Consider the following 18340-nt stretch of genomic DNA (forward strand, 5'->3'; position numbering starts at 1 on the left):
TCCGAAAGACTATTCATGGGCACCGACGACCTTTCGATGCATGGCGTTGGCAGGTCATCTCACACTCCTTCGTGCGGGTGGCGGCGACCACTCGGCGCCACGGCCGAGTAGGCAGCTGCCAGGGGGGACTGGTGGAACAAGGAGGCGATGGCGCCGACGGCTCCATCGTTGTCACGCAGCAGCGCGGCGCGCACAGTCTGTGTCTGGTCGGTGGGGATGGGCGACAGTTCGTACCGCAATGTCGAGGCCGCCTGCTCGACCAAGACCGGGGCGATGTGAACAATCTCGCCGCCGATGACCACTTCATCGGGATTGAGCGTCATCGCTGCCCCGCCGAGCACGCGCCCCAGGGCCCCACCCGCGTCACGCAGCACTCGCTCGGCGACGGGATCACTGATGCGCACCGCCTCAGCCAGGTCGTCGAGCGTCTCGACGTCGAGCCCGTTGGCCCGGCACGTTCCGAGGATGGCGGGAACGGATGCCACCGTCTCGAGGCACCCACGCTTGCCGCATTGGCACCTTGCACCGTGAGGGTCAACATTCACGTGGCCTAGCTCACCGGCGTAACCGCGCGTTCCCATGACAAGCCGGCCAGCGACGATGAGACCACCCCCGACGCCATCGGACAGCCTCACGTAGATCAGGTCGTCGGCCGCCGACGGCCCAGCGATAGCTTCAGCCAGAGCGGCGAGGCGCGTGTTGTTGTCGACCATGACCGGGGCGCCGAAGCGCTGTTCGAAAGCACGGTCAACTCCGTCGGGCGCCAGTTGCTTCTTCCACGTCACTGTTGGCGCACCCTCGCATGCATAGGTGTAGGGCCCCGGCACTCCGATGCCGATTGCTTGAAGGTCCGACAGGTGCACGCCGTTGCGGGTCGCGAGGTCGTCGATAAGTCCGTACGCTGCGGCGAGCCGCCGTTCCCAGTTCGCATCGCTCTCATAGCGACATGCCCCTTCCGCGAGGATGTTGTGAGAGGCATCCGCGATCGCCACGGTGACCCGACGGTGACCGAAGTCGACGCCGAGAAACTGGCCCGAGGCAGGGTCGACAGCAAGCCGCTCAGCCGGACGTCCACTTCCGGAGCGCACGGCTGCGTCAGTGTCGGCGACGACGATCGCTCCTCTGAGTAGCAGATCGGCGGTGATGTCCGACAGGGTCGTGCGCGACAGCCCCACTCGCCTCGCGAGCTCGGATCGACTCATCGCGCCGTGCTGACGCAACGCGTCAAGCACTCGAACCTCGTGGGTACGGCGCACCTGTGTGTGCGCTCCAGTCATCGTCGACATGCGGACGATCCTGCGGGTTCAGTTTTTTTCCGTCAAGACCCCGACAGAAAACATTTGAAATTCCTTCGGATGACCGTCAAAACCATGACCGGCAGCGCGCATGCACTACCAGTCACGCCCCCCTACCGTGTGCTCTCGGCGGTCGCCTCGACGGCAATTTCCTCGGCGGCGGGGACCGCCCGACGACCGGCCGATGCGACGGCCCCCACACCCGCGACCGTCACCAACGCGATGCCGGCCGCCACGGCCCACGTGAGGCGCTGGTCCAGAAGGATGAGCCCGGCGAGGGCCGCGATGGCGGGCGCGAGAGCGAGCAGGATGGCGAACGTCTCCGCCTTCATGCGGCGCAGGGCGGTGAGCTCGATCCCGTAGGGAACGGCCGAGGACAGCACCGCGACGGCGAGTCCGAGCGCGAGCGCCCCTGGGTGCCACAGGGCCGCGCCCACCACGCCGATCGCGACGGGCAGGGTCAGCACGGCGCCCACGACCATGGCGAAGGCGAGCCCCACCACGCCCGGCATCGCGGCTCCGGCGGCACGGGCGGTGAGGATGTACGCGGCCCACATCACGGCGGCGCCGACGGCGAAGGCGACGCCCACGAGATCCAGATCGTGCGCGCCACCACCGAGAAGCGCCACGCCGGTGGCCGCGAGCGCGGCCCACAGGGCTCCCGCCCACGAGCGGCTCGCCACCACGCTGAGCACGAGGGGGCCCAACACCTCGATCGTGACGGTGATGCCGAGCGGGATGCGCTCGAGCGCGAGATAGAAGAACGTGTTCATGCCCGCGAGCGCCACGCCGAAGGCCACGACGGTGGGCCAGTGGATGCGGCCGCCGCGCCTGAGGCTCACCACGGCAAGCGGCACCAGCACGAGCGCCGAGAACACCAGGCGCATGGCGATGACTCCCCACGGGCCCACCTGGGGCATGAGGGTGACCGCGACGGCGGCGCCGGCCTCCTGGCACACCAGGCCAAGGATCACCAGCAGGGGCATGCCGGCGGTGCGGGCGTCGGTCGTCATGGGGACATCCTGGCCCATCGCAGGTTTCGGCCGTGTCACCGAGGACGGTCGACGATGGCGGTCTCCCCCACGGCCGCCTCGACGGCTCCCGCGGTGATCGCGGCGACCTCCGCGCGGGCGGCATCGACTGCCTCGGGCGCGACGCGCAGGCCGAGGGTCGCGACCGCGCCGTAACGCGGCTCGTCGAGGACCGCCCCGTGGGCGTCGGCCCAGGTGTGCAGGCTCGCGAGGACGCGACCGGCGTCGGCATGCGGGACGTCGAGACTCAGCGCGGTGAGCGGCACGCGGTCCACCCACTGCGCCTCGTCGAGGGCCGCCGCGACCGCGGAGCCATAGGCGCGCACCAGTCCGCCGGCGCCCAACTTCACCCCGCCAAACCACCGGGTGACGACCGCGACCACATCCGTCACCTCCCGATGGCGCAGCACTTCGAGCATGGGCACCCCGGCAGTCCCGGCGGGCTCGCCGTCGTCGCTCGAGCGCTGGCGCTCGCCGAGGGGGCCGACAATCAACGCGGCGCAGTGGTGTCGCGCATCCCAGTGGGCCTTGCGGATCGAGGCGACCACGGCATCGGCCGCCCCAACGGAGCTGACGGGAGTCAGCGACGCGAGGAACACGGAGCGTTTGATCTCGGTGCGCACCTCGACCGGTGAGGCGATCGTGGCGGGCAGGGTCATGGGCTTAGCCGCGGCGCGCCTGGTCGACGCCCTTGTTGGCGAGGGCGTCGGCGCGCTCGTTGCCGGGGTCACCGGCGTGGCCCTTGACCCACACCCACTTGATGTCGTGGCGGGCGACCTGCTCGTCGAGCTCGATCCAGAGCTCCTTGTTTTTCACGGGCTTCTTGTCGCCGGTCTTCCAGCCGTTGCGCTTCCAGCCGTGAATCCACTTGGTGACGCCGTTCATGACGTACTGGGAGTCGACGTGGAGCGTGATCTGGCAGGGACGCTTCAGGAGCTTGAGGCCCTCGATCACGGCGGTGAGCTCCATGCGATTGTTGGTGGTCTCGCGCTCGCCGCCGAAGATCTCCTTCTCGCGGCCGTTCCACACCATGAGGGTGCCCCAGCCGCCCACGCCGGGGTTGCCTTTGCAGGCGCCGTCGGTCCACATGTCCACGTGTGCGGGGGCGTCGGAAGTCACCCCGAAACGATAGGACACAATGGGGGCCATGGCCCGCACTGCACCCACCGGCACCCCGGCGCTGGCGTTGCTGGAGCGCGAGGGCGTTCCGCACGGCGTTCACTCGTACGAGCATGATCCTGCTGCCCAGCACTATGGGCTTGAAGCTGCCGAGAAGCTCGGCGTGGACCCCCAGCAGCTGTTCAAGACGCTGTGCTTCGAGGCCGATGGTGTGCTCACCATGGGTATCGTGCCCGTCTCGGGATCGCTCGACCTCAAGGCCGCGGCGCGCGCGGCGGGGGCGAAAAAGGCCTCGATGGCTGAGCCGGCAGTCGCGGAACGTGCGACGGGTTACGTGGTGGGCGGCATCTCGCCGCTGGGCGGGCGCAAGCGACTGCCGGCGGTGTTGGATTCTTCTGCCTTCGATTTCGACACCGTTTATGTCTCCGGAGGGCGGCGCGGGCTCGACGTCTCGCTGGCCCCTGCCGACCTGGTGCGCCTCACGGGCGCCTCGACCGCGTTTATTGGGAAGGGCTCATGAGTCTCGCTTCTACCCCGCTCGACCACGACTACGCGGCGGCGCTTGCCGACGTGCGCGCCCGCGTCCACGTCGCGGAGGCCGCGTGCGGGCGCGCGGGCTCGGGCGTGCAGGTGCTGGTGGCGACGAAGGCGTGGGATGCGGGTGCTGCGGCAGGCGCGGTCGCTGGTGGCGCACGGCTCGTAGGCGAGTCGCGCATGCAGGAGCTCGCCGAGAAGGGCGAGGCGCTGCGAGAGGCGGGGGCCGTGGTGCACGTCATCGGCCAGCTGCAGCGCAACAAGGCGGCGATCGCCGTCGAGTACGCGGCGTGCGTGCAGACGGTGGACTCGCTGAAGCTTGCCGAACGGCTGTCGCGGCTGTGCCTCGAGGCCGAGCGCGACCTGCAGGTGATGATCCAGGTCAACGTCTCGGGCGAGGAGTCGAAGGCGGGGGTCGCGCCGTCGGCGGCGCTGTCGCTCGCGGCGGCCGTGCAGTCGCTGCCTGCGCTCGAGGTGGTCGGCTTCATGACGATCGGGCTGAACTCGCCAGTCGAGGCCGATGTCCGGGCCGGTTATCGGGTGCTGCGAGAGATCAGGGATACGGCCCTGATTTCCTCCGAACGTGGCGCAATTGATTTGTCGAGCGCGTGGCAGCTGTCGATGGGCATGTCGGGCGACCTGGAATGGGCGATCGCCGAGGGCGCGACCATGATCCGGGTGGGGACGGCCGTGATGGGGTCACGCCCGGACGGTACGGACGAGCGGACCGCATGAGCACCACCGCCCCGCTGCTCGCCGCCCTGCCTGCCACCGACACAGGGCAGGCACCCGACCCCGACGCCCTCTACGAGGCCTTCGCCACCTGGGCGGCCGACACGGGTCTGCCGCTGTACCCGCACCAGGACGAGGCGCTCATGGAGATCGTCTCCGGCTCGCACGTCATTCTCGCCACCCCCACGGGATCGGGAAAGTCGCTGGTCGCGGCGGGCGCCCACTTCGCGGCGCTGGCCGCCGAGCGCGCGGGCAAGGGAGCGCGGACCTACTACACGGCGCCGCTGAAGGCCCTGGTAAGCGAGAAGTTCTTCAATCTCATCGACTTGTTCGGGTCCGAGAACGTGGGGCTCATGACGGGCGACTCAGCGGTCAATGCCGACGCTCCCATCATCTGCTGCACGGCCGAGATTCTTGCCAATCTGGCCCTGCGCGACGGTGCGGCGACCGAGGCGTCGATCGTCGTCATGGACGAGTTCCACTTCTACGCCGACCCCCAGCGCGGCTGGGCGTGGCAGGTGCCGCTGCTGGAGCTGCCGAAGGCGCAGTTCGTGCTGATGTCGGCCACGCTGGGCGACACCTCGTGGCTCGTGGAGGACCTGGAGAGCCGCACCGGCCGCGCCGTCGCCGAGGTCACCACTGCCGAGCGCCCCGTGCCGCTGACTTTCGAGTACATCCTCGAGCCGCTGCCCGAGGTCGTCGAACGGCTCGTGGAATCCGGCAAGTCCCCGGCGTACATCGTCCACTTCACGCAGAAGGACGCCGTCGAGCGTGCGCAGGCGCTGCTGAGCATGCAGGTCGCCACCAAGGCGGAGCGCGCGGCCATTTCAGATGCCCTCGACGGCATCCGCTTCGGCACAGGATTCGGTAAGACCTTAAGTAAATTCCTGCGCGCGGGCATCGGCGTCCACCACGCGGGAATGCTGCCCAAGTACCGGCGCATCGTCGAGCGCCTCACCCAGCAAGGTCTGCTCAAGGTCGTGTGCGGCACCGACACCCTCGGAGTCGGCATCAACGTCCCCATCCGCACCGTGCTGCTGACGAGCCTCGTGAAATACGACGGCGAGCGGATGCGCCACCTGAGCGCCCGCGAGTTCCACCAGATCGCGGGCCGCGCGGGCCGCGCCGGCTACGACACCGAGGGCGACGTCCTCGTCATGGCCCCCGAGCACGTCATCGAGAACCGCAAGGCACTGCTGAAGGCCGGCGACGACCCCAAGAAGCGCAAGAAGATCGTCCGCAAGTCGGCCCCGCAGGGCTCGGTGAACTGGACCGATGCCACCTTCGAGCGCCTGCGCGAAGCCGAGCCCGAGCCACTTACCAGCCGCTTCGCCGTCACGCACGCGATGGTGCTCAACATCCTCGCGCGCGGCCAGGCCAACCCGTGGCTCGACCGCGAGCCGCAGGACCCGGTGCTCGCCATGCGCGACCTCCTGGCCGCTCTCCACGAGACCGACGCCCAGCGCTCCGCTCACGCGCGCCAGGCCCTACGCATCGCGCGCTCGCTCAAGATCGCGGGCGTGGTCGAGCAGCTGCGTGTCCCGGACCCGACGCACCCGCGTGGGGAACGCCCCACCATGCGTCTGGTGGTGGACGTCCCTCGCAACTTCGCCCTCAACCAGCCGTTGTCCCCCTTCGCGCTGGCCGCGATGGACCTGCTCAACGTCGAGTCGCCCGATCACGCCCTCGACGTGGTCTCGGTGATCGAGTCGACCCTGTCGGACCCGCGCCAGGTCCTCATCGCACAGCAGCATGCGGCCCGAGGAGAGGCGATCGCGGCGATGAAGGCCGACGGCATCGAGTACGAGGAGCGCATGGAACTCATGGAGGAGGTCACGTGGCCCCGTCCGCTCGCCGATCTCCTCGAGCCCGCCTTCATCACCTACCGCCGCGCCAACCCGTGGGTACTCGACGCGGAGCTCTCCCCCAAATCCGTGGTGCGCGACATGCTCGAGAAGGCGATGTCCTTCGGCGACCTGGTCTCGGTCTACGGGTTGGAGCGCACCGAGGGTGTGGTGCTGCGCTACCTCGCGGAGGCCTACCGCGCAATGCGCCAGACGGTCCCCGAGGAGCACCGCACCGACGAGGTCGAGGCGATCACGGACTGGCTGGGCGAGGTGGTGCGCTCCACGGACTCGTCCCTGCTCGACGAGTGGGAACGCCTGATGAATCCCGATGCCGTGGTCGCCGACGACGCCGACCCCGCCTCCGCGGGGCTCACCCCGGCGATGGCGGGCCCGGCGCGCCCCATGACGGGCAACCCGCGGGTGCTGCGCCGCCTGGTCGGCAATGCGATGTTCCGCCGGGTCGAGCTCGCCGCTCGCGAGGACTACACGGCGTTGGGCGCGCTCGACGGGCGCTCCGGGTGGACGGCCGATGCGTGGCGCGACGCCCTTGACCCGCTCTTCGAGGCGCAGGGAGACGATGCGATCGACATCGGCCCCGACGCCCGCTCGGCGGCGCTGCTCACCTTCGTGGAGCCCGGCGGCGACCACGCCGAGGGGCGCGCGCAGGCGGCGTTGGCGGCCACCGCGGAGGGTGCCCTCCCGGAGGGCACCTGGCTGGTGCGTCAGGTGCTGGCGGATCCGGCGGGCGACCACGACTGGGCGATCACGGCGCTGGTGGATCTCGAGGCCTCGGACGAGGCGGGAGCACCGGTGATCGAGGTCATAGCGGTAGGCCCGCAGTAGCCGAACCAGCTGGGCAACAACCGCCATTCTTGGGGCCCCCGAAAACTCAAGTTCGGGCCTTCTACCAGGCATTTCGGGGGCACTTAAGAAAGGCTTGCCTTCCTAGCGGGCGACCACCGCATCGGCCTAACCTGGTTTCATGACGCCCGCAGGAACCCATCACATCGACGAGGACGCCGTCACCCGACGGCTCAATGCATTGCGCGCCGCGGTGCTCGGAGCGAACGACGGCATCGTGTCGATCGCGGGTCTCGTCATCGGTGTCGCCGCGGCCACCCCCGACAACCACGGCGCGATTCTGGCAGCCGGTGTCGCCGGCCTCACCGCGGGCGCGCTGTCGATGGCGGTCGGCGAATACGTGTCGGTGAGCTCGCAGTCCGACGCCGAGAAGCAGCAGCTGCGCCGCGAGCACCGCTGGCACCAGGTGCGCCCGGAGTGGGAGCTCGAGCAGCTCGTCGAGCTCAACATGGAGACGGGCATGAGCGAGGAGACGGCCCGCAAGGCCGCGCAGGAGCAGACCGCGCACGATCCGGTCGCGATCCACGCCCGCATGCACCTGGGAATCGACCCCGACGAGATCACGAACCCTTGGCACGCCGGCTGGGCCTCGCTGCTGGCCTTCAGCGCGGGCGGACTGCTGCCGCTGCTGACCATCCTGCTGGCGCCCACGGCCTGGCAGATCCCCGCGACCTACGTGGCCGTCATCGTTGCGCTGGCCATCACGGGCTACGAGGCAGCGCGCTGGGCCCACTCCCCCCGACTGCGCTCGGTGCTGCGCAATATCGCGGGCGGAACGCTCGCGATGGCCATCACCTGGGCGATCGGTTCGCTGCTGGGTGTGGCGGTCGCCTAACGCAGGGCGCTACGGCACCAGCCCAATCCACTCGTCGGTCGAGAACTTCGACTCCACGAGCGCCTCGGCTTCGGCGAGCTCGTCGGGGGTGACGGCGCCGGCGTGGGTCGAGTAGCGGCCCGAGAAGTGCGCGAGGAAGGCGTCGATGATGTCCTTACGCGCCATGCCGGTCTGGCTGCGCAGCGGGTCCACGCGCTTGTTCGCGCTCTTGGTCCCCTTGTCGGACATCTTCTCGCGGCCAATGCGCAGGGTCTCCATCATCGCGTCCGCGTCGATGTCGTAGGCCATGGTCACGTGGTGGAGGACGGCACCGGAGGCGTAGCGCTTCTGCGCGGCGCCGGCGATCTTGCCGTGCTCGGAGGCGATGTCGTTCAGCGGCACGTAGCGCGCCTTGATGCCCACGTCGGCGAGCGCACCCAGGACCCAGTCGTCGAGGAACGCGTAGGACTGTTCGAAGCTCAGCCCCTCCACCAGCGAAGGAGGCACAGAGAGCGAGTAGGTGATGGTGTTACCAGGCTGAACGAACATCGCGCCGCCGCCGGAGACGCGGCGAGTGACGGTGATGTCGTGCTTGGCCGCACCCTCGGGGTCGACCTCATTGGTGAGCGACTGGAACGAGCCGATGATGACCGCGTTCGAGGCCCACTCCCAGATGCGCAGGGTGGGGGCGCGGCGGCCGTCGGCTACGCGGCGCGACAGCACGTCGTCGATCGCCATCTGCAGGTGCGGCGCGCGCGGCTCGTCGTGCAGGACCTCGAAGGTGTGGTCGTGCCAGCCGGTGGCGTGACCAAGGGCGCGGCGCACGGCAATCGCGACGGCCTCGGGGCTGAAGCCCACAAAGTGCGCGTCGGGGCCGGCGGCGCGCTGGACGGCAGCGGCGAGGTCGGCGACGCTCGCGGAGGCGCGCATGCCCGTGAGGGCCAGGCGGATGTCGTGGATCGCCTCGGCGGGCTCGAGGAAGAAGTCCCCCGAAATCACCACGCGCGAGAGGGTGTCGCCGTCGGCCTCGACGTCCGCGATGACGAGCTTGCCGCCAGGAACCTTGTATTCACCGTGCATGCTCACCATTGTCTCGCCGTTTGCGGACGCTCAAGACACACGGACGGCCGATGCCGTGGCGGGCCCACGTACGGGCCTCGCCACGGCATCGGCCGACTGATGTGATTTAGCGCCGCTCGACGCCGGCCTTCAGCAGGCCGTATACGAGCGAGTCGACGAGCGCCTCCCAGGCGGCCTCGATGATGTTGGGGCCCACGCCGACGGTGCGCCAGGTGCGGCCGGTCTCGCGGTGGACCGTGGTGATGAGGACGCGGGTGACGGCGTCGGTGCCGTGGCTGGCCTCCATGATGCGCACCTTGAAGTCGCTCAGTTCGAAGTCCCCGATCTCGGGGTAGGCGCCCTTGAGGGAGGTACGCAGGGCGTGGTCGAGGGCGTTGACGGGACCGTTGCCCTCGCCCACGGCGACAATGCGGTCGCCGCCGGCGTGGAGCTTGATGACGGCCTCGGCGTCGGCGTCGGTGGGGTCACCGGGCTTCGACGAGACGCGGACGCGCCAGGTCTCGACGTCCCAGAAGGCGTTGTCCTCGCCCAGCTCGGAGCGCAGCAGGAGCTCGAACGATGCGTCGGCGGCGTCGAAGGTGTAGCCGGCGGCCTCGGCGTGCTTGACGCGGTCGGTGACGCGGCCCAGCAGTTCCCCCTGGCCCTCGAGGTCGAAGCCGAGCTCCTTGCCCTTGAGCTCGATGCTGGCCCTGCCCGCCATGTCGGACACCAGCATGCGCAGGCCGTTGCCGACCTTCTCGGGCTGAGTGTGCTGGTAGAGGTCGGGGTCCACGCGGATGGCGCTCGCGTGAAGGCCGGCCTTGTGGGCGAAGGCGCTCGCGCCCACGTAGGGCTGCCGGGCGAAGGGGGCGATGTTGGTGATCTCGGAGATCGCGTGCGCGATGCGGGTCGCCTCGGTAAGCCCGTCGCCCTTCAAGACCGTGAGGCCCTTCTTGATCTCGAGGTTGGCGACCACCGAAATGATGTCGGCGTTGCCGGTGCGCTCGCCGTAGCCATTGATGCAGCCCTGCACGTGGGTGGCGCCGGCGGCCACGGCGGCCATCGAGTTGGCGACGGCGCAGCCGGAGTCGTTGTGGGCGTGCATGCCGAGGGGCAGGTCCACCTGGCCGCGGACGGCGCGGACGATCTCGGCGACGTCGTCAGGCAGCATGCCGCCGTTGGTGTCGCACAGGCACAGGGTGTCGGCGCCGCCATTCACGGCGGCCTGGAGTGCGCGCACCGAGTAGTCGGCGTCAAAGCGATAGCCGTCGAAGAAGTGCTCGGCATCCATGATGACGCGGCGCCCCTCGCCGGTGAGGAACGCGAAGGTCTCCTCGATCATGGCGAGGTTCTCGTCGGGGCTGACGCGCAGGGCGCGCTCGGCGTGGCGGATGTCGGCCTTGCACACCAGCGTGATGATGGGCGCCTCGGAGTCCAGGAGGGCGCGCACCTGGGGGTCGGAGGCGGCGGTGGTGCCGGCCTTGCGGGTCATGCCGAAGGCAGCAAGCTGGGCGTGCTTGAACGACAGCTCCTTGGCGGCGAGCCCAAAAAACTCGGTGTCCTTCGGCACGGCACCGGGCCAGCCACCCTCGATGACGCCCACACCGAGCTCATCGAGCAGGGGCGCGATCGCCATCTTGTCGGCGACCGAGAGGTTCATGCCCTCCTGCTGGGCGCCGTCGCGCAGGGTGGTGTCGTAGACCTCGACCGTGAGATCCGTCATGGGGTGCCTCCCGAAGGCTGGTTGCTTCACACCGTGTCGCCTGGGCAACACCTTCCCAACAAAAAAGCCCCCCAGGTACGGGAGGCTAGCGCGTCGGGAGGGTATCGCCGACGCGCTACGGAATGATGATCGCGGTGTGCATCGGGGCCAGTATGGCACAGGCGTCAAGATCTGCCAGCGTCGATGCCGAGTCCCTGACCGCTCCATAGGACACGGCCTGCGAGCTCTCGCAGGCAGAGTGCTCCCCCGAACGCTAGGTGGCGGGTTCGAGTTCGTAGTGGGCTTTGCCGCCGATGCGGGGGGTGCGGTCGGGGTCGATGGAGGCCGGTGGGATGAACCACACTTGGGTGCCGCGGATATCGATGTCCCAGCCGCCGTGGTGGATGCGATGGTGGCAGCTCACACACAGGAGGACACCGTTGGAGAGGTCGGTTTGTCCGCCGTTGATCCACCATCGGATGTGGTGCGCTTCGCAGTAGCTGGGTGGGGCGTGACACCAGGAGCAGCCTCCGTCACGTTCGACCAGGGCGAGTTTGATTTCGGTGGAGAACAGTCGGTCTTTCCAGCCCACGTCCAGGGGAACACTCTCGCCGCCCATGATCATGGGTAGGACCTCCATGTCGACGGCCATGCGTCGCAGGGTGCCCACCGAGATGGGTGAATCGATACCGTCCACGGATGCGCAGCCCACACCGGTCTCGACGGCGTCGATGTCGGTGCGCAGCACGATGGTGGTGGTCACACCGGTGGGCACTTCCGTGCAGCCCAAACTGTGCCGTGCGGCAGCCGAGAGGGCGTCGGCGTGGATTTGGCCGGGGGTGCGGTCGTCCTCGGTGAAGTCCATCCCGATCTTGCCCTTCTTCTGGGCGTTGTCACGTCGGGTCCGCATCACTTGCTTTACCGCACCCTTGAGGAGCGTCACAATCGGGGCGGCGGTGGACACGTCCAGGCGGGCATGGATCCCAACCGAGCCGTCGGCTTCATCCTTGATCTGCACGTACCGGTTCTCAAACGCGACACGATCACGTTCCTCCACGTCCTTGGGTCGATGCCACGCTTCCTCGGCCAGCAGCATGCGACGAATGTCTCGCAGACTCAGGCTGCACGCCTTCGCCACGATCTTCTGCTCCACCGCGACGATCTTGTCGGGTGCGACCTGCTCGATACGTTCCAAGGCGCGGGTAATCACCGCGGCGGCCTCCATCGACAGCGCCCCCGACATTACGGCTTCAGCGAGCACAGGGAAATGCGGTGCCGCACGCGTGGTCGCGCCAGGACCATCCGCACCCGCGTCCCCACCCGCGTCCCCACCCGCGTCCACGCCGGCCTCACCGGGCTCGCTCTGGCGTGGCCGTGTCGCATCGGCGACGGCCAAAATCCTCTGCGCTTCAGCCTCGGAGCCACCCAGAGCATCGGCCAACATCTGGCCAGGCGACGCGAAACCACGCTTACGGGCCACCCCTTGGAGACACTCGGCAGGATCCGAACGCCGCGCCAACTCCCCCGCCACCTCACCCAGCGCCACTTCCGTCATGCGACGCACCTGCACCAGGGCGCTTTGGAGTTCGACCAGCCGGTTCGCGGGCGTCGAACCCAAATCGTCGCCCTCGAACGAGCGCGCGACAGCGACAGTACGGTCGAGCTCGGCGGTCGAGAAGTTCATGACACCAGTCTCCCGCGCACCACCGACATCCCTGCTAGATACCCGAAATCTGTGGAAAACTTACCCCGCGCCAGGACCTGGGGACGACGCAAAATGCGCCGCCAACGGCGGCCCGTGACGCCCGAACCAGGCAGCACCCCCGCGTTTCCACGCCCCCGTGCGTACTACCTGGTGAGACCATCGCCAGAACGATCAAGGGGGACCTGATGTCGCGGACGCCGGCGCCGTGGGCGCGCATCGTGGAGGCGCTGATCCGCGAGCGTGGCCCGGCCCTCTTCGGCTACGCGGTCGCCCTCACCGGTGATCGCCACGCCGGCGAGGACCTCCTGCAGGACGCACTCGTCCGCAGCTTTCGGCGCGGGCGCGGTGACGTCTCCCTCAACGAGGCACACGCCTACGTCAAGCGCGCCATGCAGACCGCCGCGATCGATACGAGCCGCCGGAGGAAGACCCGCCCCGCGACCCCTACCGCGACACTCCCCGACTCCCCCACCCCAGATCATGCCGGCGCTATCGCGGACAGGGACGCCCTCGCATCGGCCCTCAACACCCTCTCGCCCCGCGAACGCACCTGCATCGTCATGCGCTACGTCGACGGCCTCAGTGCCGTCGCCATCGCCGAGGAGACCGGCCTGGCGGCCGGCACCGTCCGTAAATACCTGTCCGACGCGGTGGCCAAGCTTCAGGACGCCAGCCTCGGCTTGGGGCTCCAGACGGCCGATGCCGTGGCCGGCGGAGGCCATCACTTACCTGTCGCGGTTCGCACCACACAGAAGGGAGGCCAGCGATGAGCGAGCACCTCAGCCGGGGCCTCACGGCCCTCATCGATGACGAGGCCCAGGCGTTCTCCGACACTCGCTTGGGCGCTGATCCGACCGAGGGCCTCGTGGCCGTCTCACGTGCGCGCAGGCGCCGCGCCGTCACGCTCGCGGCGTCGTCGATGTCGGCCGTCGCCGCGATAGCCGTCGGTGCGACGTTGTGGAGCGGCGCTGGCGCGACGGAGGCCGAGCCTGCGTCATCCTCCCTGCTCACGACCGCGACGTCGCGTAGCCAGACCGATCCGGAGACCCGCGACGACACCCAGGCCGCTATGCGGTGCACGTGGGCTGCGGGCGACGGGCCGCGCGACACCGCGAGCGGCGTCGACGGTGAGCCCGCCTACGCGATCGTGATGGACGAGTGCGACGCCGTGTGGGTGGGGCAGGCGCCCCTCGTTGACGCGAGCATGGACCTGACATTCGACGGCAATTCGACCTCGACCGCCACGGTCGACGCGCACTGGACAGTCACCAACGTCTCGGACCTGCCGCTCGAAGTCGACGCCGCCGCCATCGCCCCCGCATTCGAGATTCCCGATCTGCGCACCGACACCCTCGGCGGCAACGACGGCATCGCCCTGGTGGCCAAGGACCTGTGGATCACGGACTCCGAGCGCTTCACGCTGCTGACATCGGACGCGGGAACGGTCACGCTCGGCCCAGGCGACGCCCTCGAGGGCACCACCATCCTCAACGGCGACGAGTACGTCACGGCGCTACGCACGGGCGCTCCGCATCGCGACTACCTGCGCATCCCGCTTGCCTACGACGGCACCGAAAGCCTCATCCTCGAGGTCCCCACGGGCGAACTCACCGAGTCCGAAGTCGAGGGCGCAGCGTAGGCGCACACCGCAGCTGATCTACCGCGGCGCCGTCACCAGCCGCTTAGCGATGTCCTCCAGTTCACGGGTCGCGCCCGAGGCGACCTCCATCGTGAGATCAAAGAGCTCGTCGTTGCTCAACGAGCACCGGACACCGTTGACCTCGAGAAACATCACTGCCATCAGTGCGGCAATGCGCTTGTTCCCGTCGACGAGCGCATGGTTGAGGCACAGCGAGTGCATCAGCGCGGCCGCCTTGAGCGGGATCCCCACGTACGCATCCTCACCCATCACCGTGGTCGCGGGACGTTCCAGCGCGGAGGTCAGCAGCCCCTCGTCACGGATGGGTCCGATGCCCTCACGTGCGATGACTTTCACCGCGATGGTGAAGGTGGGATACAACACCTGACGGGGCATCACACGCTTCCGAGCCTGTCGAGAGCGTCGCGGTAACGCGTGCTGACGTCCTCGTACGCGGCCATGAACGCGTCATCGGTGGAGTTCCCGTTCGAGGCCTCCTCGACCGCACGCAGGATCGCCTCTGTTTTCGAGACCCCCCACCTCTTGGCCAGGGCCTCGATGGCCGCGTCTTGCTCGGGGGTGGTCCGCAGTGTCATCGCCATCCCTTCACGGTATCACCGTGGTATCACGGCCCACAGAATCCGGCCGATGCCCCACTCGCCTACTGCTTACGCCTCAGCGCCGTACGCCTCGCCTTCCAGTCGGGCAGCTGCGCGTCCATCAGCGCGTAGAAGCCGGGGCCGTGGTTCTGGTGGAACAGGTGGGCGAGCTCGTGCACCAGCACATACTCGAGCGCATCTCGGCCCCGACGAGCGAGTTCGGCGCTGAGGTTGATCTTGTTGAGGGTCGCGTTGCACGATCCCCACCGCGAAGTCATCACTTTGATCGAGACGCGCGGCGCGACCTCGACGCCCATCCGCTCGCACCACAGCGGCATGAGTTCCTCGAGCGCGACCAGGATCTCCGTTCGCGCCTGCTCGAAGTCCTCGCTCCCCCGCTGGATCCCCTGCGGCAACGCCTTGAGCTCCTCACGCTTGCGGTCGATCCAGCCGACGTTCTGCGTCACGAAGTCGTGGACCGCCGTCCTCGACGCGCCCGCGGGCGCCGTCACGCGCAGCGATCCGTCCGGGCGCACGCGCAGGATCATGCGGCGCTGCTGTCGCCTGCGGGTGACCGTGTAGGCCAGGGTGTCGTCGCTCATGGTGCGCCCAGGCTAAGCCGCTTCGCGTACGCAAAGCGCCACCGCATCGGCCATCTGTGAAAAACCTCGCCACCCACCCCAACCTGGGGACGACGCGCTGCGTTCGTGCCAGCATGACGCCTAGGAGGAACCGATGAGCAGGTGGAAGGACACCCTCGACGCGCTGATGCATGAGCGGGCCGCGGCGCTGTTCGGCTACGCGTACGTCCTCACGGGCGACGCCGACGACGCCGAGGACCTGCTCCAGGACGCCTTGGTCCGCACCTTTCGCGTGAACCGCCGCTCGGGCACCGTCAACGAGGCGCACGCGTATGTCAAGCGCGCGATTTCCACGGCCTTCATCGACTCCCACCGCCGTCGCGCGGCCCGCCCCCAACGCCACCCGGGCGACGAGGGAGACTTCGCCGGCGCGTCGGCCGCCGTCACGGACCCGGCCGCCCGCTCCGCCGAGACGATCGACCTCCACGCCGCGATACTCACCCTCCCCGCGCGCGAGCGCGCGTGCGTAGTCCTCAGATACCTCGACGACCTTCCCGTCGCATCCGTCGCGGCCGAGCTGGGACTCGCGACCGGCACCGTCAAGCGCTACCTCTCCGACGGCGTCGCGCGCCTGAAGCCCCTGGTATCCGACACAGATTTCCCAACCGACGACCCCGAATCCGTCCCCGTCCACCACGCAGGAGGCACCCGATGAGCACCGCACGCGACCAGCTGTCCGCCATCGCCCGCGACGGGGCGGCTCGCTTCGCCGCGACCGACCTCGCACACGGCCACGGCGCCGTGACCCGCCGCGTGCGCCGCGACCGCTCCGTGCGCGCGGGGGTCACGACCCTCGCGGGGGTCGGGGTGGTCGGCGCCGGCACCTTCGGAATCTTTCAACTGCGGGCGGCCGATGCGACACTGACGCCCGCTTCCCCGTCACCTTCCGTATCGGGTTCCGCCGAGCCGACACCGGCGCCGAGCGCCTCCACGTCTCCACTTCCGACGGGAAAGCTGACCGTGCAGTCCGGTGAGCGAGCTGAGAACACGATCGAGCGGCTCGCGGATATGTACGACGCCGACGTCGAAGAAGCGACCACCTTCGTGGTCCAGGGCCTGCCCGACGAGGCCGAAGGAGAGCCCGAAGGCTGGATCCTGAGTGGCGTGTACGGCGACTTCACCGAAGAGGGAGGGTTCGCGGCAGGGACGCTTACCCAACAGGCATCCTCCCTGGCACGAAGTGTCGAACGCATCATGATCTTCACCGACGTGCCACGCGATGAGTGGTACGACACTGTCACGATCGCGTCGATAGTTCAGGCGGAGGCCGGCGATGACGCCAGCGCGATGTCCGGAGTCGCCGCTGTCATCCGCAACCGTCTCGACGCAGGCATGATGCTGCAAATCGAGTCGCCGCTGGCCTACGACCTGCGCGCCGATGAGCGCACCATCTCCGACGACGGTTGGGCCGTCGACACCCCGTACAACACGTTCATGTACGAAGGGCTGCCGCCAACACCGATCGGGTCGCCGTCACCCGAGGCACTCGAGGCCGCTATCACCCCCGCAGACGAGGACTGGCTCTTCTTCGAGACCGACCCGACGACGGGCGCGGTCACCTTCGCCAGCACCTTCCACGAGCACGAGCTCAACCTGGTAGAGCTGGGCCTGCTCGACGAGCGCGACGTCCTACCCGAGGAGTAGCGGCTACAGGACCCGGCGCATCCAGCCCAGCGCGTCATCCGCGCGGCCGTACTGGATGTCGGTGAGGGTCTCGCGCAGCCACGAGGTCACCGCGCCGGAGCCGCCGTCTCCCACGAGCACGTCGAAGTCGGGCGACACCAGGCGCGCGATGGGCGTGACCACGGCGGCGGTGCCGCACGCGAACGCCTCGACCACAGACCCGTCCTCGATGCCGGCACGCAACTCGTCCAAAGCGATGTCGCGCTCCACCACCTCGCGACCCGAGGCCCGCAGCAACTCGATCACCGAGTCCCGCGTCACGCCCTCCAAAATCGTGCCGGTGATGCGCGGCGTCCACACGGAGCCGTCGCGGCGCACGGCGAACACATTCATGCCGCCCAGCTCCTCGATATAGCGATCGTCGCGGGCATCGAGGAAGAGCACCTGGTCGCAGCCGTGATCCTGCGCCTGCTGCTGCGGCTGCATGGACGCCGCGTAGTTACCCGCGGTCTTGGCCTGGCCAGTGCCACCGGCGCCGGCGCGGTGGAAGCCCTGCGCGACCCAGATCGACACGGGCTTCACGCCACCGGAGAAGTACGAGCCCACGGGGCACGCGAGCAGCATGTACTCCACCTGGCGCGAGGGCCGCACGGCAAGAGATGGCTCGGTGCCGATGAGCAGCGGGCGCAGGTACAGGCTCGCCTCACCCTTGTCGGGCACCCACTCCTGGTCCACCCGCACCAGCGCCTCGATGGACGCGAGGAAGTCCTCCTCCGACACGGGCGGGAGCGACAGGCGCACCGCGGACGCCGCCATGCGCGCGGCGTTCGCCTCGGGACGGAACAGGCGAATCGAGCCGTCGGACCAGCGATACGCCTTGAGCCCCTCGAAAACCTGCTGGCCGTAATGCAACACGGTGGCGCCGGGATGCAACGAAAGATCCGCGAAAGGTTCGATCCGACGGTTGCTCCAGCCGGCATCGGGCGTCCAAGTGGCGCGAGCCACGTGGTCCGTGAAGACCTCGCCGAACACGGGTGCGGCCATCAGCCCCGCGCGCTCCTCGGCCGTCGCGGCCTGGGGGTGGGGTGTGACGGCGTAGTCCTCAGCGCTCACCGTGTTCCTTTCGTCCATTCGGTCAC

At 68.8% G+C, this 18340-nt stretch carries 19 protein-coding genes; 8 read left to right on the forward strand and 11 right to left on the reverse strand.

All coding sequences use genetic code 11. From position 1 onward, the window contains the following. Nucleotides 1–59 precede the first annotated feature (59 nt). From B7K20_RS10600 to rnhA, 4 genes are all read right to left on the reverse strand, one after another. A complete protein-coding gene (locus B7K20_RS10600; RefSeq protein WP_084102494.1) occupies nucleotides 60–1286 on the reverse strand; it encodes an ROK family transcriptional regulator in 1227 nt (408 codons plus the stop codon). A gap of 122 nt (nucleotides 1287–1408) precedes the next feature. After that, nucleotides 1409–2308: a DMT family transporter gene (locus B7K20_RS10605; RefSeq protein ID WP_084102495.1), complete on the reverse strand. Its 900-nt coding sequence runs from the start codon at nucleotides 2306–2308 to the stop codon at nucleotides 1409–1411. 35 nt (nucleotides 2309–2343) lie between these two features. After that, nucleotides 2344–2985 carry a YigZ family protein gene (locus B7K20_RS10610; protein WP_084102496.1) on the reverse strand — a complete coding sequence of 214 codons (642 nt, stop codon included), beginning with the start codon at nucleotides 2983–2985 and terminating at the stop codon, nucleotides 2344–2346. Between the two features lie 4 nt (nucleotides 2986–2989). Further along, complete coding sequence (rnhA, locus tag B7K20_RS10615) at nucleotides 2990–3475, reverse strand: ribonuclease HI (RefSeq protein WP_371327885.1); 486 nt, start codon at nucleotides 3473–3475, stop codon at nucleotides 2990–2992. Here rnhA and ybaK point away from each other — a divergent pair. The 4 genes from ybaK (at nucleotide 3474) to B7K20_RS10635 (ending at nucleotide 8254) form a co-directional block, all read left to right on the forward strand. After that, nucleotides 3474–3965, forward strand: a complete 492-nt coding sequence (gene ybaK, locus B7K20_RS10620; protein ID WP_084102553.1) for a Cys-tRNA(Pro) deacylase — start codon at nucleotides 3474–3476, stop codon at nucleotides 3963–3965. The genes rnhA and ybaK overlap by 2 nt on opposite strands. After that, nucleotides 3962–4714, forward strand: coding sequence for a YggS family pyridoxal phosphate-dependent enzyme (locus tag B7K20_RS10625; RefSeq protein ID WP_084102497.1), 753 nt, complete (start codon nucleotides 3962–3964; stop codon nucleotides 4712–4714). The genes ybaK and B7K20_RS10625 overlap by 4 nt, the downstream gene beginning before the upstream one ends. Continuing rightward, nucleotides 4711–7401 (forward strand): RNA helicase, encoded by a 2691-nt coding sequence (locus B7K20_RS10630; protein WP_084102498.1) that lies wholly within the window; start codon nucleotides 4711–4713, stop codon nucleotides 7399–7401. The genes B7K20_RS10625 and B7K20_RS10630 overlap by 4 nt, the downstream gene beginning before the upstream one ends. A 139-nt stretch (nucleotides 7402–7540) precedes the next feature. After that, the gene (locus tag B7K20_RS10635; protein WP_084102499.1) at nucleotides 7541–8254 is read left to right on the forward strand and encodes a VIT family protein; all 714 of its coding nucleotides are present in this window, start codon (nucleotides 7541–7543) and stop codon (nucleotides 8252–8254) included. Nucleotides 8255–8263: 9 nt separating this feature from the next. Here the strand turns inward: B7K20_RS10635 and B7K20_RS10640 are convergent, their stop codons facing one another. The 3 genes from B7K20_RS10640 to B7K20_RS10650 all read right to left on the reverse strand — a co-directional run bounded on the left by B7K20_RS10640 (nucleotide 8264) and on the right by B7K20_RS10650 (nucleotide 12678). After that, nucleotides 8264–9313: a biotin/lipoate A/B protein ligase family protein gene (locus tag B7K20_RS10640; RefSeq protein WP_084102555.1), complete on the reverse strand. Its 1050-nt coding sequence runs from the start codon at nucleotides 9311–9313 to the stop codon at nucleotides 8264–8266. A 106-nt stretch (nucleotides 9314–9419) separates the two neighbouring features. Next, complete coding sequence (gene cimA, locus B7K20_RS10645; protein ID WP_084102500.1) at nucleotides 9420–11015, reverse strand: citramalate synthase; 1596 nt, start codon at nucleotides 11013–11015, stop codon at nucleotides 9420–9422. Between the two features lie 253 nt (nucleotides 11016–11268). Beyond that, nucleotides 11269–12678 (reverse strand): HNH endonuclease signature motif containing protein, encoded by a 1410-nt coding sequence (locus tag B7K20_RS10650; RefSeq protein WP_084102501.1) that lies wholly within the window; start codon nucleotides 12676–12678, stop codon nucleotides 11269–11271. A gap of 206 nt (nucleotides 12679–12884) precedes the next feature. Between B7K20_RS10650 and B7K20_RS10655 the strand changes: the two genes are divergently transcribed. Further along, entirely contained in the window at nucleotides 12885–13469 is a 585-nt protein-coding gene (locus B7K20_RS10655; RefSeq protein WP_084102502.1) for a sigma-70 family RNA polymerase sigma factor, read from the forward strand. Next, complete coding sequence (locus B7K20_RS10660; RefSeq protein ID WP_084102503.1) at nucleotides 13466–14338, forward strand: hypothetical protein; 873 nt, start codon at nucleotides 13466–13468, stop codon at nucleotides 14336–14338. Before B7K20_RS10655 ends, B7K20_RS10660 begins: the two co-directional genes overlap by 4 nt. An 18-nt stretch (nucleotides 14339–14356) precedes the next feature. On the opposite strand, the gene B7K20_RS10665 is transcribed toward B7K20_RS10660, so the two are convergent. Genes B7K20_RS10665 through B7K20_RS10675 form a run of 3 tightly spaced genes read right to left on the reverse strand, consistent with a single transcriptional unit; the run spans nucleotide 14357 to nucleotide 15539 of the window. Beyond that, nucleotides 14357–14734 carry a type II toxin-antitoxin system death-on-curing family toxin gene (locus B7K20_RS10665; RefSeq protein WP_084102504.1) on the reverse strand — a complete coding sequence of 126 codons (378 nt, stop codon included), beginning with the start codon at nucleotides 14732–14734 and terminating at the stop codon, nucleotides 14357–14359. After that, on the reverse strand, nucleotides 14734–14940 hold the full coding sequence (locus tag B7K20_RS10670) for a CopG family transcriptional regulator (RefSeq protein WP_144018647.1): 207 nt from the start codon (nucleotides 14938–14940) through the stop codon (nucleotides 14734–14736). The genes B7K20_RS10665 and B7K20_RS10670 overlap by 1 nt, the downstream gene beginning before the upstream one ends. Nucleotides 14941–14999: 59 nt before the next feature. Further along, complete coding sequence (locus B7K20_RS10675) at nucleotides 15000–15539, reverse strand: M48 family metallopeptidase (RefSeq protein ID WP_084102506.1); 540 nt, start codon at nucleotides 15537–15539, stop codon at nucleotides 15000–15002. 133 nt (nucleotides 15540–15672) lie between these two features. On the opposite strand from B7K20_RS10675, the gene B7K20_RS10680 reads away from it, so the two are divergent. Further along, nucleotides 15673–16233 carry an RNA polymerase sigma factor gene (locus tag B7K20_RS10680; RefSeq protein ID WP_234985805.1) on the forward strand — a complete coding sequence of 187 codons (561 nt, stop codon included), beginning with the start codon at nucleotides 15673–15675 and terminating at the stop codon, nucleotides 16231–16233. Next, nucleotides 16230–17222, forward strand: a complete 993-nt coding sequence (locus B7K20_RS10685) for an endolytic transglycosylase MltG (RefSeq protein ID WP_084102507.1) — start codon at nucleotides 16230–16232, stop codon at nucleotides 17220–17222. The genes B7K20_RS10680 and B7K20_RS10685 overlap by 4 nt, the downstream gene beginning before the upstream one ends. A gap of 3 nt (nucleotides 17223–17225) precedes the next feature. Here B7K20_RS10685 and B7K20_RS10690 read toward each other — a convergent pair whose 3' ends face one another. Continuing rightward, nucleotides 17226–18314, reverse strand: coding sequence for a branched-chain amino acid aminotransferase (locus tag B7K20_RS10690; protein ID WP_234985806.1), 1089 nt, complete (start codon nucleotides 18312–18314; stop codon nucleotides 17226–17228). Nucleotides 18315–18340 lie beyond the last annotated feature (26 nt).

The sequence above is a fragment of the Demequina sp. NBRC 110051 genome (assembly GCF_002090055.1).
In the GTDB taxonomy this organism is placed as follows: Bacteria; Actinomycetota; Actinomycetes; order Actinomycetales; family Demequinaceae; genus Demequina.

What these genes read in the sequence shown, in the direction of transcription:
- B7K20_RS10600 (WP_084102494.1), bottom strand. Translation starts at nt 1,286, where the DNA reads ATGTCGACGATGACTGGAGCGCACACACAGGTGCGCCGTACCCACGAG.
- B7K20_RS10605 (WP_084102495.1), bottom strand. Translation starts at nt 2,308, where the DNA reads ATGACGACCGACGCCCGCACCGCCGGCATGCCCCTGCTGGTGATCCTT.
- B7K20_RS10610 (WP_084102496.1), bottom strand. Translation starts at nt 2,985, where the DNA reads ATGACCCTGCCCGCCACGATCGCCTCACCGGTCGAGGTGCGCACCGAG.
- ybaK (WP_084102553.1), top strand. Translation starts at nt 3,474, where the DNA reads ATGGCCCGCACTGCACCCACCGGCACCCCGGCGCTGGCGTTGCTGGAG.
- rnhA (WP_371327885.1), bottom strand. Translation starts at nt 3,475, where the DNA reads ATGGCCCCCATTGTGTCCTATCGTTTCGGGGTGACTTCCGACGCCCCC.
- B7K20_RS10625 (WP_084102497.1), top strand. Translation starts at nt 3,962, where the DNA reads ATGAGTCTCGCTTCTACCCCGCTCGACCACGACTACGCGGCGGCGCTT.
- B7K20_RS10630 (WP_084102498.1), top strand. Translation starts at nt 4,711, where the DNA reads ATGAGCACCACCGCCCCGCTGCTCGCCGCCCTGCCTGCCACCGACACA.
- B7K20_RS10635 (WP_084102499.1), top strand. Translation starts at nt 7,541, where the DNA reads ATGACGCCCGCAGGAACCCATCACATCGACGAGGACGCCGTCACCCGA.
- B7K20_RS10640 (WP_084102555.1), bottom strand. Translation starts at nt 9,313, where the DNA reads ATGCACGGTGAATACAAGGTTCCTGGCGGCAAGCTCGTCATCGCGGAC.
- cimA (WP_084102500.1), bottom strand. Translation starts at nt 11,015, where the DNA reads ATGACGGATCTCACGGTCGAGGTCTACGACACCACCCTGCGCGACGGC.
- B7K20_RS10650 (WP_084102501.1), bottom strand. Translation starts at nt 12,678, where the DNA reads ATGAACTTCTCGACCGCCGAGCTCGACCGTACTGTCGCTGTCGCGCGC.
- B7K20_RS10655 (WP_084102502.1), top strand. Translation starts at nt 12,885, where the DNA reads ATGTCGCGGACGCCGGCGCCGTGGGCGCGCATCGTGGAGGCGCTGATC.
- B7K20_RS10660 (WP_084102503.1), top strand. Translation starts at nt 13,466, where the DNA reads ATGAGCGAGCACCTCAGCCGGGGCCTCACGGCCCTCATCGATGACGAG.
- B7K20_RS10665 (WP_084102504.1), bottom strand. Translation starts at nt 14,734, where the DNA reads ATGCCCCGTCAGGTGTTGTATCCCACCTTCACCATCGCGGTGAAAGTC.
- B7K20_RS10670 (WP_144018647.1), bottom strand. Translation starts at nt 14,940, where the DNA reads ATGGCGATGACACTGCGGACCACCCCCGAGCAAGACGCGGCCATCGAG.
- B7K20_RS10675 (WP_084102506.1), bottom strand. Translation starts at nt 15,539, where the DNA reads ATGAGCGACGACACCCTGGCCTACACGGTCACCCGCAGGCGACAGCAG.
- B7K20_RS10680 (WP_234985805.1), top strand. Translation starts at nt 15,673, where the DNA reads ATGAGCAGGTGGAAGGACACCCTCGACGCGCTGATGCATGAGCGGGCC.
- B7K20_RS10685 (WP_084102507.1), top strand. Translation starts at nt 16,230, where the DNA reads ATGAGCACCGCACGCGACCAGCTGTCCGCCATCGCCCGCGACGGGGCG.